This window comes from Nocardia sp. CWNU-33, from assembly GCF_046764895.1.
GTDB lineage: Bacteria > Actinomycetota > Actinomycetes > Mycobacteriales > Mycobacteriaceae > Nocardia.
The window spans coordinates 260074-272051 of the sequence record NZ_JBKOQN010000006.1 but is presented as its reverse complement, the minus strand read 5'-3'; the positions used below and the strand labels follow the sequence as shown (position 1 = coordinate 272051).

Below are 11978 nucleotides of genomic sequence, written 5' to 3'. Positions count from 1 at the left end.
CCGGCGCTGTCGCTCCTACTGTGTGGTGGGCGACTTATGATCGCCCAATCGATCACTGAAGGTCAGTGAATATGCTGCTGCCAATCGGCGGGGACACGCCCGCGCGGGCCCGGTGTCGGCTGGTCGGCCGGGTGACTGGTCGGCGCAGCCAACTCCGGTCCGCCGCTGTACATCTCCTCGGTGCGGAAGTCCCAGAACCAATCCTCGCCCGGCTCGAAGCTCTGGATGAACGGGTGACTGGTTTCCTCGGCGTGCTTGGACGCATGCTGCGCGGGCGAGGTGTCGCAACAGCCGACGTGGCCGCATTGGGCACAGCGGCGCAGATGCACCCACCAGCCCTGTGCCGCTTCGCATTCGACGCAGCCGGTTCCGCTCGGTGCGACGCTCGGGTCGATCCCTTCCAGGTCTTGCTGCGTCATCGTTGTCCTCCTGCGTTGGATTCCGGTTCGCCTCGATTGTCGTCGGCCGAGTCCGCTTCGGCCGGGTTTTCCTCGGCGCGGTGCAGCGGCAGCCAGACGGTGAAGCGTGTATTGCCCGGCTCCGAATCGAGCTGGATATCGCCGTTGTGCTTATTCACCACGATCCGGAAGGAGATGTCCAGGCCGAGGCCGGTGCCCTCGCCGACCGGTTTGGTGGTGAAGAACGGTTCGAAGATTCGACTACGCACGTCGGCGGGTACGCCGGGACCGGTATCGCCGATTTCGACGACAGCACAGTCGTTTTCGTGCCTGGTCCGAATCGTCAGGGTGCCCTGGCCGTTCATCGCGTACACCGCGTTGTCGATCAGGTTGGTCCACACCTGATTCAATTCCGCTGCATAGCAAGGCACCTGCGGCAAAGTGCGGTCGTACTCCTTGACCACCTGCACCCCGTCGCCGATCTTGCGACTGAGCATGACCAGCGTGCTGTCGAGCAGCTCGTGGATGTCGATCACCTGGAACGGCGCCCGGTCCATCTGCGAATACTGTTTGGCCGCACCGACAAGCGAGGAGATTCGCGTGGTCGAGTCGGCGATCTCGTTCATCAGCAGCTCGGTCTCGATGGTGTAGTTCAGCCACCGGATCGCGCCCTGGAACACTTGGTCGGGGCAGTCGTCGAGGGTGGCGGCCACGCGCTCGAGCCAATCGACGTCGAAGCCTGCCTGGACGAAATTCGGCGCGAGATTCCACGCGTCGCCGATGCCGTGGTCCTCCAGCCATTCGCCGAGCAGGTCCTCGCGATCGGCGGCTTCCATCGGCGTCAACTCCGGCGCCTTGGCGACCTGCGCCGCCGCCTCCTCCTGCAGGCGCACCAGCGAGACGAGCGATTCCGTGTCGAACTTGCCTTCGGCCATCATCGCCAGCTTGTGCCGCATCCCGGCGATCCGTTCTCGCAGCCCCGAGGTAGCGCGGACCGCGGCGGCGGCGGGGTTGTTCAGCTCATGGGTCAGGCCCGCCGACAGCGACCCGAGCGCGAGCAGCCGTTCCCGCTGGGCGATGCGTTCGTTGGAGTTGCGGTTGCCGAAGAACGCGCCCTCCAGCATGTGCACCGCCATAGGGAACCACTCGTGCATCATCCTGGCGAAGGCGCCGGCGTCGAGCACGAAGAACCGCGATGGCCGCGGCACGGACATCGAGCCGTTGTAGGTCTGGTCGACCTTGTCGCCCATGTAGGCCATCCAGGCGCCCGCATACGCGCCCTTGTGATCGGTGCGGACCATTTCGATCTCGGTGCCGCTGGAGAGCTTGGTGAGGACCACCTCGCCGTCCATCAGTACATAGAAGCAGGTCGCCGGATCGCCCTCACGGAAAACCAAACCGGGTTCGATGGTTTCCACCCGCCCGTCCGCGCATAGCCATTCGAGCTGTTCGTCGTCGAGCTTCTCGAAGAGAAAAAGCTTGCGCAATTCCGCGGGATCGCAAACCAGGCGGCTGCTGCGCGCGGCGGTATCTTTCGAATTCATGTCAGCCTCCTGATTACGCGAGATACCGGTGCACGAGCATGACAGCCATAGCACCCTCACCGACTGCGGAAGCCACGCGTTTGGCCGAGTCGGCATGCACATCACCGGCCACGAAGACGCCCGGCACACTTGTTTCCAAGTGGTGTGGGGGCCGCGGTAATTCCCAACCGGCCGGTCTGGCGCCGTCGACGAGCAGATCGGGTCCGGCCAGCACGTACCCGGCCGGATCCCGTTTGATCACTCCGTCGAGCCAATCGGTCTGCGGCGCCGCGCCGATGAACAGGAACAGCCGCTCGGCCTCGGCCTTCTCCTCGGCGCCGGTTTCGTTATTGCGCAGCACGATCTGCTGCAAGTGGTCGTCGCCGTCGGCGGAGATCACCTCGGTGCGAGTGTGTACCTTGATGTTCGGTATCTGCCCGATCTGCTGGATCAGATAGTGCGACATGGACTTGTCCAGCGAGTCCGCGCGGATGACCAGGTGCACGGTGCGGGCGTTGCGGGACAGGAAGACCGCGGCCTGGCCCGCCGAATTCGCCCCGCCGACGATGTAGACGTCGTGATCGGAGCATTCGGATGCCTCGGTCATCGCCGAGCCGTAGTAGACACCGCGCCCGGTGAAGTTGTCGACGCCGGGAGCGGTGTGGCGGCGATAGTCGACGCCGGTCGCGATGATCACCGTGTGCGCGCAGAGCCGTCCGCCGTCGGCGAACCGCACGGTGCGCGCGGACCCGTTCACCTCGAGACCGACCACCTCACGGGTGGTGATCACCTCGGCGCCGAACTTGGCCGCCTGCCGCCGGGCCCGATCGGCGAGCTGCGATCCGGACACACCATCCGGGAAACCGAGATAGTTCTCGATCCGCGAACTCTGTCCGGCCTGGCCGCCGGTTGCCGTTCGCTCGACGAGCACCGTGCGCAGGCCCTCGGAGGCACCGTAGACCGCCGCGCCCAGACCCGCGGGGCCACCACCGACCACGATGAGGTCGTAGAAGTCGCCGGTCGGATTCGTGCTCAGCCCGACACTCTGGGCCAACTCGCCGTCGCTCGGCTGCACCAGCGTCTGCCCGGCTTCGGTGATGACGACGGGACATCGCTCCGGATCGGCGCCCGCCGCCTCCAGCAGCCGTGCGCCTTCGGGCTCGTCGGCGATATACCAGCGGTAGGGCAGTTGGTTGCGGGCGAGGAACTCGCGTACCTCCGACGACCGTGGCGACCAGCGGTTGCCGACCACCTTGGTCTCGGTCACCGGCCGCTGCTCGCTGCTGCGCCAGGCCTCCAACAGCCCGTCGAGCACCGGATACAGCTTCTCCTCCGGCGGATCCCACGGCTTGAGCAGATAGTGGTCGAGATCGACGACATTGATCGCGTCGATCGCGGCGCTGGTGTCGGCGTAGGCGGTCAGCAGCACGCGGCGGGCGTACGGGTGCAGGTCCATTGCCTGCTCGAGGAATTCGATGCCGTCCATGCCCGGCATCCGGTAGTCGGCGATCAGTACCGCGACCGGCTGGCCGCGCAGTTTCATCTCACGAAGCGCGTCGAGCGCGGTGGCGCCCGATTCCGCGCGCAGAATCCGGTACTCGGCGCCATAGCGGCGGCGCAGGTCGCGCACGACCGCGCGGGAGACCCCTGGGTCGTCGTCGACGCTGAGGATGGCCGGCTTCGTAGCAGCGGGTGAAGTCACCTAACGAGTATGGATCCTCGCCGGGGCTGGTGTCGCTGGCGTTTGCCCGCCATCACACCCGGTGCTTGCGCACCATGTCGAGTTCGCCCGGTGTGAGCAGGCGCTCGAGCAGTTCTTCCTGAGCGATCATGCGGGCTGCGAGCGAGGAGGGCGAGCCACGAGCCGCAGATCCATCGGAGGATTCGACAGCGGGTAGCAGCGGAAGCTGTTCCACGTGCCGACGGTGTAAAAGCGAGCGCAGTTTCACGGCCGATCACCTCACGCTGGACGGAAAAGTTGGTGGCAGTGTCTGATGCTTCGTCTATCCGTGATTGTGCGCTGGCCATTACACGGGCAGGTGAACAAATCTCGAAAATGTGATGTGTTTGTCTTCCAACTGCTGCATATTTAGTATGCGAGATAATCGTCAAATCGTGCTGGCCGGACCGAAATAGGTCCGGTCGCCGCAGTTCTCCCGGAGGCAGTGTTGCCGAAAAACCTCGAAGTCACGATCGACATCGCCGCACCCCCGGAGCAGGTGTGGGCCGTTATCGGCGACCTGAAGCGGATGCCGGAGTTCAGCCCGCAGTGCGTCAGGATGCTCGCGCTCGGCACGCCGAAGGCGGGCACCTGGACGTTCAACCTCAATACTGATGGCAAGAAGTACTGGCCGACCACCGCGCGGATCGTGCGCTATGAACCCAACCAGGCCTTCGCGTTCCGGATCAACGAGAACCGCAGCATCTGGAGCTACACGTTGGAACCGACCGCGACCGGCACCAGGCTGATCGAACGCCGCGATGTCCCCAACGGCACCACCTGGTTCTCTCGCACGGCCATCAACGCCGCGCTCGGTGGCGAGCAGCCGTTCGAAGAGGAACTCGTGCGCGGCATGAACGAGACGCTCGGCAAGATCAAGACAGCGGTCGAGGCGCAGGCGTAGCTTTCGTCGTATGCGACGAAACACGCGCTTTACCGCGGCCATTGCGGCTGCGGCGGGGACGGCTGTGCTGCTGTCCGGTTGTGGTAAATCCGATTCGGGACCCGACCGCGAGGTCACCGTGGTCGGGTCCGGTCAGGTGCGCGGTGCCCCGGACACCCTGAATGCGGATCTCGGGGTGGAGGTGAACGCCGACAACGTATCCGCGGCGATCAACGGTGCCAACGACAAGGCCAAGGCGATCTCCGACGCCATGGTGGCCGTGGGCCTGGCCCGGGAGGACGCGCGCACCACCGAGATCTCCATCCAACCGCAATACGCCGGCAGCCCGAACGGCGGCAACCAGACCATCATCGGTTACCGAGCGACCAACTCCGTGCACATTGTGGTCCGTGACCTGTCGAAGGCCTCGGCGATCCTGGACAGCGGGGTCAAGGCGGGCGGCAACGAAACTCGACTGCGCGGTGTCTCTTTCGCACTCGATGACGATTCGCGATTGCTCGCCGACGCGCGCTCGCGTGCCTTCGCCGACGCGAAGTCGCGGGCCGAGCAGTACGCGGTGCTTGCCGGGTTGAAACTGACGGACGTCAGCACCATCAACGAGGCAAGCAGCCGCGACGACAACCCGAAGGCCCTGCGCGACGGGGCGCCGGAGTCCTTCGCCTTGGAGCCGGGCACCCAGACGGTGACTTTCACGGTGAAAGTCACCTGGGGCCTCGGCTGAATTACCCGGTGGCTACTGCCATTTCGGCAGTGTGACCACCTGGGCGGCGTAGGAAAGCCCCGCGCCGAAGGCGATGAGCAGCGCGGTATCGCCCGGCTTCGACTCACCGGTGCGCAGCAGTGCCTCCATGGCAAGCGGAATCGAGGCGGCCGACGTATTGCCGGTCTCCTCGATGTCGTTGGCCAGCGCGCAGTGCTCCGGCAGTTTCAGCACGCGGGCCATGATCTCGATGATCCGGCCGTTGGCCTGGTGCGGAATCATCGCGTCCAGATCGTCGGTGGACAGCCCCGCCCGATCGATGGCGTCGCGGCAGACCTTCTCCAAGGAATGCGCCGCCCAGCGGAACACTGCGGTGCCTTCCATCGCCATGTAGGGGCGGACCGCGTCGAGCCCCTTCTCCTCGATCTCGGCGAAGAACTCCATCCAGTCCTTGTCCTGCCGGATCGCGTGATGCTGGGTGCCGTCCGAACCCCACACCGTCGGGCCGATCCCGACAGTGTCCGACGGCCCGACCACCACGGCGCCCGCACCGTCGGCGAACAGGAATGCGGTGGAGCGGTCGGTCGGATTGACGGTGTTGGTCAGCTTCTCCACACCGATCACCAGCACATGGTTCGCGGTGCCGCCGCGCACCAGATCCGAGGCGAGCGCCAGCCCATGACAGAAGCCGGCGCAACCAGCGGAGACGTCGAAGGCCGCCGCGCCGTTCATGCCGAGCTCGGTGGCGATGCGCGGCGCGGCCGCCGGGGTGAGCAGTAGATGGGTGGACGTAGCAACGATCACGCAGTCGACATGGTCGATCTCGACCCCTGCGGATTCGAGCGCGTCACGGGCGGCCGCGACGCTCATGCTCTGGATCGTTTCCGTTTCCGAAGCGAACCTCCGGGTCTTGATTCCCGACCTGGTCCTGATCCACTCGTCGCTCGAGTCGATCGGACCCGCCACCTCATCGTTCGTGACGATCCGGGCGGGGCGGTATACGCCGAGCCCGAGGATCGCCGTGTGCTCTGCCCCGGTGTACTGGGCGATTCGAGCAGCCATTATGCGTCTCCTATGTACCTGCGGCGGCGCCGCCGGGTTGTACCCCGAAGCATGTAAATGAGTCCCTCATCGGTCAACTACCTACGTGCCCGTAGACATGAGGCCCCCTCATATTAGCCCTAGGATCGCTGCGCGCCAGTGCGTATTCTCGCATTCCGCGGGTATACCCTCTGAGCACGCCTTTTGCTGTTGGCGGCAGGCCCCAACTAGTGATTCGAGGACAACATGCTGGGACTCGGGATTATCGGCTGGATCATTATCGGCGGACTCGCCGGCTGGATCGCCAGCAAGATCATGAAGACAGATGCTCAGCAGGGCATCCTTCTCAACATCGTTGTCGGCATCGTCGGAGGTCTACTCGGTGGATTCCTGCTGAAGCTGCTCGGCGTCGACGTCGAGGGCGGCGGCCTCTGGTTCAGCTTCTTCACTTGCCTGGGCGGTGCGGCCCTTCTGTTGTTCTTGGTGAAGCTGTTCACCGGCCGTCGAGCCTGATACCGGCAACACCTGCCACAGGCTCCTATGCTCGGTAGTGCCTCGCCTTCGCTGGGCCCGGTGCGGGCTGTGGGCGGACGATGTCCGGCTACGTCGATTAGGGTGTGATCGCTTGCGCTCGACCTATTGTTGAGGGGCGCATTCCACCTGTATCGAGCACGAAAGAGGAGCCTGTGGCACGCCGCCCCACCCCGCCCGGCACGCCCGAAACCACCGGAGTCGGCCATGTCGTCGATCTGGTTCGGGCCGCGATTCCCCCGCTGCACCCCGCCGGCCTGCCGTTTGTGGCCGCGCCGTTAGCGGTGGCGGTCCTCGGTGGGCGTCGCAAGTGGCTGCGCCGGAGCGGACTATTCGCCGCGGCGGCCTGCGCCACCTTCTTCCGGCACCCGAACCGGGTGCCGCCGAATCGGGCGGGCGTCGTCGTCGCACCCGCCGACGGTGAGGTCGCGCTCGTCGACACCGCTTCTCCGCCACCGGAGTTGGGCCTCGGCGACCAGCCGCTGCCCCGGGTGAGCATTTTCCTCTCGGTGCTCGACGTGCACGTGCAGCGCACGCCGGTCTCCGGCATCGTGCGCGCCGTTTCGCATCAGCCCGGCCAGTTCCGCTCGGCCGACCTGCCCGAAGCCAGCTCGGTGAACGAGCGCAACAGCATGGTCTTGGAGACCCCCGACGGCCGACAGGTCGTCGTCGTCCAGATCGCCGGGCTGCTGGCCCGGCGCATCGTCTGCGACGCGAAGGTCGGTGACGTGCTGACCATCGGCGATACCTACGGGCTGATCCGCTTCGGCTCGCGCGTCGACACCTACTTCCCGGCGGGCACCGAGCTACTTGTCGAGCCGGGACAGCGCACCATCGGGGCCGAAACCGTCCTAGCGGTGTTGGGCTCATCATCCGCCGAGTCATGATGGAGCACGCCGTGTCCAAGCCCCGGCGTAGCCGCTCGATCCGGCTGCTGCCGAGCATTGTGACGATCCTGGCGCTGTGCGCCGGATTGTCCGCGGTGAAATTCGCCCTGGACGGCAAGCTCAACATCTCGCTCGCAATGGTCGGCGCCGCGGCGGTGCTCGACACTCTCGACGGGCGGCTGGCCCGCATGCTCGACGCCACCAGCAAGATGGGCGCGGAGCTCGATTCGCTGTCGGACGCCATCTCGTTCGGCGTCGCGCCCGCCCTTGTGCTGTACATCGCGCTACTGGACAGCAATAGCGCAGGCTGGATCGTCGCGCTGATGTACGCGGTGAGCATCGTGCTGCGGCTGGCCCGGTTCAACACCCTGATGGACGACGACACCCGCCCGGATTGGTCGCGCGAATACTTCGTCGGCGTGCCCGCGCCTGCGGGCGCGCTCATCGCGTTGGTGCCGATCGCGTTGTTCGTGCAGTTCGGTGACGGCTGGTGGGTCGGCTTCTACGAGGTCGCGCTGTGGACCCTGTGCGCCGCCGCGCTGTCGGTCAGCACCATCCCCACGCTGGCAATGAAGTCGGTGTCGGTGGCACCGCAGGCCGCAGCGGGCCTGCTCGTGTTGGTCGCGGTCGCCGCGGCGGCGCTGGTCACCTACCCGATTGTGCTGCTGCTGGTGTTGGTCGCGCTGTACCTCGGTCATATCCCGTTCGCCTGGCACTCGCAGCGCTGGGTCGCCGCGCGACCGGAGACCTGGGAGCACAAGCCGGCCGAGCGCCGTGCTCAGCGCCGTGCTCAGCGGCGTATGCCCGCGATCCGTCGCCCGGCCATCCGCGTGTCCAGCGCTCGCTTACGCCTGCGCAGGCCGGGCGGCAGGCAGCGGCAAGACGACGTGTCACGCTGATCGCTGCGGCGGTCCGCAGGTTTCCGACGTGGATTCCTCATACCTCGGCATGCAGGCTGCCGAGGTATGAGCATTCGCGCTGCGCACCACACCGGCGACCACACCCGGCTCGTGCGTTTCCGGCGGCGGTCTCCCACCACTGGCGGTGAGCGCTCTCGGGTCGGGTCGGGCACAAGCGGTAGCGTCTTCCCGGACGGCAGAGCGCGGAAGCAGGTGTGGGTGGAACCGGATGGATTGCGCCAATTCCAGGCGCATCGACCGCGGCTGTTCGCGCTCGCCTATCGAATGCTCGGATCGGCCAGCGAGGCCGAGGACGCGGTGCAGGAGATCTACCTGCGCTGGGATGGTACCGACCGCAACGCCATTCGGTCCGCGGAGGCCTGGTTGACCACCGCGGTCGTGAATCTGTGTCGCAGCTGGCTGCTTTCGGCGCGGGCGCGCCGGGAGAGCTATGTCGGGCCGTGGCTACCCGAACCGGTGCCGACGGCCGCCGGTGAGCTGGGCCCGCTGGAATCGGTGGAGGAGCGCGAGCTGGTTTCGCTGGCGTTGCTGACCGCGATGGAGCGGTTGAGCCCGGTCGAGCGGGCGGTATTCGTACTGCGCGAGGCGTTCGGCTATGCCCACCGAGAGATCGCCGACATGCTCACGCTGACCGAGACCAATTCGCAGCAAATCTTCCGGCGGGCCGGCCTGCGAGTGCGGGAAGGACGGCCGCGCTTCGATGTGCCCTCCGACCAGGCTCGCGAGCTGATCGAGCGATTCCTGAAGGCCGCACGCAACGGCGATGTCGAGGCACTGGAGCGGATGCTCGCCGCCGACGCCACCTCGACGGCCGACGGCGGCGGTGTCGTCAACACGGCACGGCGTCCGATCGTCGGCGCGAACAATGTCGCGCGCTACCTGATCGGGCTGTTCCGCTGGGAGGTGCCAGGTTTGGAGATCGCGGTGCAGGAACTCAACGGTTCGCCCGCGGTCGTCGCCTGGGTGGCGGGCGACCCGCTGCTCGTCGTCGATGTGGAAACGGCGGGCGATACGGTGACCGCGCTGCGGTTGATCGTGAATCCCGAGAAACTCGCCTATCTCGGTCGCGTTGGCGGTTCGCCCGCCTGAGACCGGAGGCTCTGGGACAACGTCAGTGTGATGCGGCTCATGCCCGGCAGCTGTCATGGATCGGCAGCCGGTTTGGTCTGAAGGGTGTCGACCTGTTGAAAAGGAGCCACATCATGACCGGACAGCATCGAATTGTCGTACTCGGCGCCGGATACGCGGGGCTCGCCGCGGCCCGCCGCTTGGCGAGCACAGCGCAGGATGCGCGGATCACCGTCGTCGACGGACGCGCCGGCTATGTCGAGCGAGTGCGACTGCATCAGCAAGCCGTCGGGTAGCGAATTCCGGCATGGGATCTTCGAGAGTTGTTGGTCGCCAAGGGAATACAATTCGTCCAGGCGTGGGTGATGGAGCTCGACGCCGACGCCCGGCGGGTGATCTTGGACGGCGCGCCTGCTCTCGACTACGACACGCTCGTCTATGCGCTCGGCAGCAAGGCCGACCCGGCCGGCGTGCCGGGTGTCGCCGAGCACGCCTTCTCGGTGGCCACCCCCGAGGATGCGATCCAGCTGTTCGAGCAAGCCGAAACGGCGCGGATGATCGTGGTCGGCGGCGGCGCGACCGGCATCGAGCTGGCCGCGGAAGTGGCGGAGCCCGAGCCGGATTCGCGCGTGCTGCTGCTCAGTTCGGAGGAGCCCGGTGCGTGGATGTCGCAGCGCGCACAGGCCCATGTGCGGCGGGTGCTCGAGCGGCTCGGGGTCGAAATCCGGTCGGACGCCAAGGTGATCGAGGTGTCGGCCGAGGGGGTCCGGTTGGCCGATGGTGAGTTGATCGAGTCCACGGCGACGGTGTGGACCACCGGATTCGGTGTGTCGGATCTCGCGCGCAGATCCGGCATCGCGGTGGCCGCCGATGGTCGGATGCTGACCGACCCGACGCTGCGCTCGGTCTCGCATCTGGATGTCTATGCGGCGGGCGACAGTGCGGTCGTCGCCGGCCCCGGCGATCGAGAGCTGCGCATGGCCTGCGCGACCGCGTTGCCGACTGGCAAGTACGCGGCGGATGCCGTGGTCGCGAGGATGCGGGGTCGCGACCCGCGAAAACTGCGTTTCCGCTATGTGTTCCAGTGCCTCAGCCTCGGCCGCCGAGACGGACTCATCCAGTTCCTGCACGCAGATGACACCCCGGGACGCACCATGCTGACCGGTCGTACGGCCGCGTGGTTCAAGGAACAGATCGTGCGGGGCGCCGGTCGGGCTGCCCGCCCCTGAACATCGCCGACGCGCTCGATATTCCGGTGCGGTGCGGTGGCGCCACCCGCCGGGCGACATCGTCAACGAAGGGTTGACGATGCACAATCGTCAACCTATGGTTGACGCATGGCAAACAACATACGGCTCGACGATCTGATCGAAGGCATCAAGAAAGCGCGTCCCGACGACGTGCTGGAACAACTCTCCGACGCGGTGGTCGCCGCGGGACACCTCGACGAAGTAGCCGATCACCTGATCGGCCACTTCGTGGACCAAGCCCGCCGCTCCGGCGCGTCATGGACCGATATCGGCGCCAGCATGGGCGTTACCAAGCAGGCCGCCCAGAAGCGGTTCGTGCCCAAGGCGCCCGGTGCGGCGGAGGACGCCGCCGCCATGGACCCCAACGCCGGCTTCGCCAAATTCACCCCGCGGGCGCGGGCGGTCGTGATGGCCTCGCAGGAAGCCGCCCGCACGGCGGGCAATGCCCAGATCGGCATCGAACACCTGATCCTCGGGCTGCTGTCGGAACCCGAGGGTCTCGGTGCGAAGGAGATCATCGTGCAGGGCGGTTCGCTGGAGACCGTCCGCGAGGTCGCGACGGCGGGCCTACCGGCTCGGGTGGACGAGGTGCCCCCGCTGATCCCGTTCGGCCCGGAGGCGAAGAAGGTGCTCGAGCTGACCTTCCGCGAGGCACTGCGCCTCGGCCACAACTACATCGGCACCGAGCACATCCTGCTCGCACTGCTGGAGCAGGAGAACGGTCTCGGCCTGTTCGCCGGTGTCGGCGTCTACAAGCCCCAGGTGGAAACCCATCTGGTCGAACTGCTTTCAGTGATCGCCACCGAGCAGCCATGACAAGGGGATGGGCGGACATCCACGGCGACCGGATGACCGTCCGTCCGGCGCACGTTCGGTGTCGCAGCCGAATCCGGCAGGTGCTGGCCGGATTCCGTGCCGCCTTTGCCGCCCGTGCCAGGCAGGCACGGGTTCGGCGCAGGTCGTCGGCTCGGCGGCGTCGAGCGGCTGCGGTGTGCGAGCTATCGCGGCGCGGGCGGTCGAACGGTCTCCCGAATGT

At 66.5% G+C, this 11978-nt stretch carries 14 protein-coding genes; 9 read left to right on the top strand and 5 right to left on the bottom strand.

Translation table 11 applies throughout. The features are described from left to right. Positions 1–62: 62 nt before the first annotated feature. Genes ACLMAL_RS10800 through ACLMAL_RS10785 form a run of 4 tightly spaced genes read right to left on the bottom strand, consistent with a single transcriptional unit; the run spans position 63 to position 3837 of the window. On the bottom strand, positions 63–419 hold the full coding sequence (locus ACLMAL_RS10800) for a UBP-type zinc finger domain-containing protein (RefSeq protein ID WP_411998916.1): 357 nt from the start codon (positions 417–419) through the stop codon (positions 63–65). Next, on the bottom strand, positions 416–1942 hold the full coding sequence (locus ACLMAL_RS10795; RefSeq protein WP_411998915.1) for an ATP-binding protein: 1527 nt from the start codon (positions 1940–1942) through the stop codon (positions 416–418). Before ACLMAL_RS10795 ends, ACLMAL_RS10800 begins: the two co-directional genes overlap by 4 nt. A gap of 13 nt (positions 1943–1955) precedes the next feature. Then, on the bottom strand, positions 1956–3623 hold the full coding sequence (locus ACLMAL_RS10790) for an FAD-dependent oxidoreductase (RefSeq protein WP_411998914.1): 1668 nt from the start codon (positions 3621–3623) through the stop codon (positions 1956–1958). 52 nt (positions 3624–3675) lie between these two features. Then, on the bottom strand, positions 3676–3837 hold the full coding sequence (locus ACLMAL_RS10785; protein WP_406233981.1) for a hypothetical protein: 162 nt from the start codon (positions 3835–3837) through the stop codon (positions 3676–3678). Positions 3838–4089: 252 nt separating this feature from the next. Here ACLMAL_RS10785 and ACLMAL_RS10780 point away from each other — a divergent pair, with 252 nt between their 5' ends. Both ACLMAL_RS10780 and ACLMAL_RS10775 read left to right on the top strand, forming a co-directional pair. After that, on the top strand, positions 4090–4545 hold the full coding sequence (locus tag ACLMAL_RS10780; protein WP_411998913.1) for an SRPBCC family protein: 456 nt from the start codon (positions 4090–4092) through the stop codon (positions 4543–4545). Between the two features lie 10 nt (positions 4546–4555). Then, the gene (locus tag ACLMAL_RS10775) at positions 4556–5266 is read left to right on the top strand and encodes an SIMPL domain-containing protein (protein ID WP_411998912.1); all 711 of its coding nucleotides are present in this window, start codon (positions 4556–4558) and stop codon (positions 5264–5266) included. Between the two features lie 12 nt (positions 5267–5278). Here ACLMAL_RS10775 and ACLMAL_RS10770 read toward each other — a convergent pair whose 3' ends face one another. Beyond that, positions 5279–6307 carry a beta-ketoacyl-ACP synthase III gene (locus ACLMAL_RS10770; protein ID WP_328406816.1) on the bottom strand — a complete coding sequence of 343 codons (1029 nt, stop codon included), beginning with the start codon at positions 6305–6307 and terminating at the stop codon, positions 5279–5281. 225 nt (positions 6308–6532) lie between these two features. On the opposite strand from ACLMAL_RS10770, the gene ACLMAL_RS10765 reads away from it, so the two are divergent. The 7 genes from ACLMAL_RS10765 (at position 6533) to ACLMAL_RS10735 (ending at position 11758) form a co-directional block, all read left to right on the top strand. Next, positions 6533–6799 carry a GlsB/YeaQ/YmgE family stress response membrane protein gene (locus ACLMAL_RS10765; RefSeq protein WP_411998911.1) on the top strand — a complete coding sequence of 89 codons (267 nt, stop codon included), beginning with the start codon at positions 6533–6535 and terminating at the stop codon, positions 6797–6799. Between the two features lie 173 nt (positions 6800–6972). After that, on the top strand, positions 6973–7704 hold the full coding sequence (locus tag ACLMAL_RS10760; protein WP_411998910.1) for a phosphatidylserine decarboxylase: 732 nt from the start codon (positions 6973–6975) through the stop codon (positions 7702–7704). After that, a complete protein-coding gene (locus ACLMAL_RS10755; RefSeq protein ID WP_406238991.1) occupies positions 7704–8603 on the top strand; it encodes a CDP-alcohol phosphatidyltransferase family protein in 900 nt (299 codons plus the stop codon). Before ACLMAL_RS10760 ends, ACLMAL_RS10755 begins: the two co-directional genes overlap by 1 nt. 66 nt (positions 8604–8669) lie before the next feature. Beyond that, positions 8670–9713, top strand: coding sequence for an RNA polymerase sigma-70 factor (locus ACLMAL_RS10750; RefSeq protein ID WP_411998909.1), 1044 nt, complete (start codon positions 8670–8672; stop codon positions 9711–9713). A 113-nt stretch (positions 9714–9826) separates the two neighbouring features. Then, the gene (locus ACLMAL_RS10745) at positions 9827–9988 is read left to right on the top strand and encodes an FAD-dependent oxidoreductase (RefSeq protein ID WP_411998908.1); all 162 of its coding nucleotides are present in this window, start codon (positions 9827–9829) and stop codon (positions 9986–9988) included. Between the two features lie 27 nt (positions 9989–10015). Further along, positions 10016–10921 carry an NAD(P)/FAD-dependent oxidoreductase gene (locus ACLMAL_RS10740; RefSeq protein ID WP_411998907.1) on the top strand — a complete coding sequence of 302 codons (906 nt, stop codon included), beginning with the start codon at positions 10016–10018 and terminating at the stop codon, positions 10919–10921. Positions 10922–11029: 108 nt separating this feature from the next. Beyond that, positions 11030–11758 (top strand): Clp protease N-terminal domain-containing protein, encoded by a 729-nt coding sequence (locus ACLMAL_RS10735; protein ID WP_411998906.1) that lies wholly within the window; start codon positions 11030–11032, stop codon positions 11756–11758. The last annotated feature ends 220 nt before the right edge of the window (positions 11759–11978 follow it).

Bases quoted from the DNA above. Each gene is read 5' to 3' on its own strand.
- ACLMAL_RS10765 (WP_411998911.1), top strand. From the start codon at position 6,533: ATGCTGGGACTCGGGATTATCGGCTGGATCATTATCGGCGGACTCGCC.
- ACLMAL_RS10775 (WP_411998912.1), top strand. From the start codon at position 4,556: ATGCGACGAAACACGCGCTTTACCGCGGCCATTGCGGCTGCGGCGGGG.
- ACLMAL_RS10745 (WP_411998908.1), top strand. From the start codon at position 9,827: ATGACCGGACAGCATCGAATTGTCGTACTCGGCGCCGGATACGCGGGG.
- ACLMAL_RS10755 (WP_406238991.1), top strand. From the start codon at position 7,704: ATGGAGCACGCCGTGTCCAAGCCCCGGCGTAGCCGCTCGATCCGGCTG.
- ACLMAL_RS10795 (WP_411998915.1), bottom strand. From the start codon at position 1,942: ATGAATTCGAAAGATACCGCCGCGCGCAGCAGCCGCCTGGTTTGCGAT.
- ACLMAL_RS10800 (WP_411998916.1), bottom strand. From the start codon at position 419: ATGACGCAGCAAGACCTGGAAGGGATCGACCCGAGCGTCGCACCGAGC.
- ACLMAL_RS10770 (WP_328406816.1), bottom strand. From the start codon at position 6,307: ATGGCTGCTCGAATCGCCCAGTACACCGGGGCAGAGCACACGGCGATC.
- ACLMAL_RS10735 (WP_411998906.1), top strand. From the start codon at position 11,030: ATGGCAAACAACATACGGCTCGACGATCTGATCGAAGGCATCAAGAAA.
- ACLMAL_RS10750 (WP_411998909.1), top strand. From the start codon at position 8,670: ATGAGCATTCGCGCTGCGCACCACACCGGCGACCACACCCGGCTCGTG.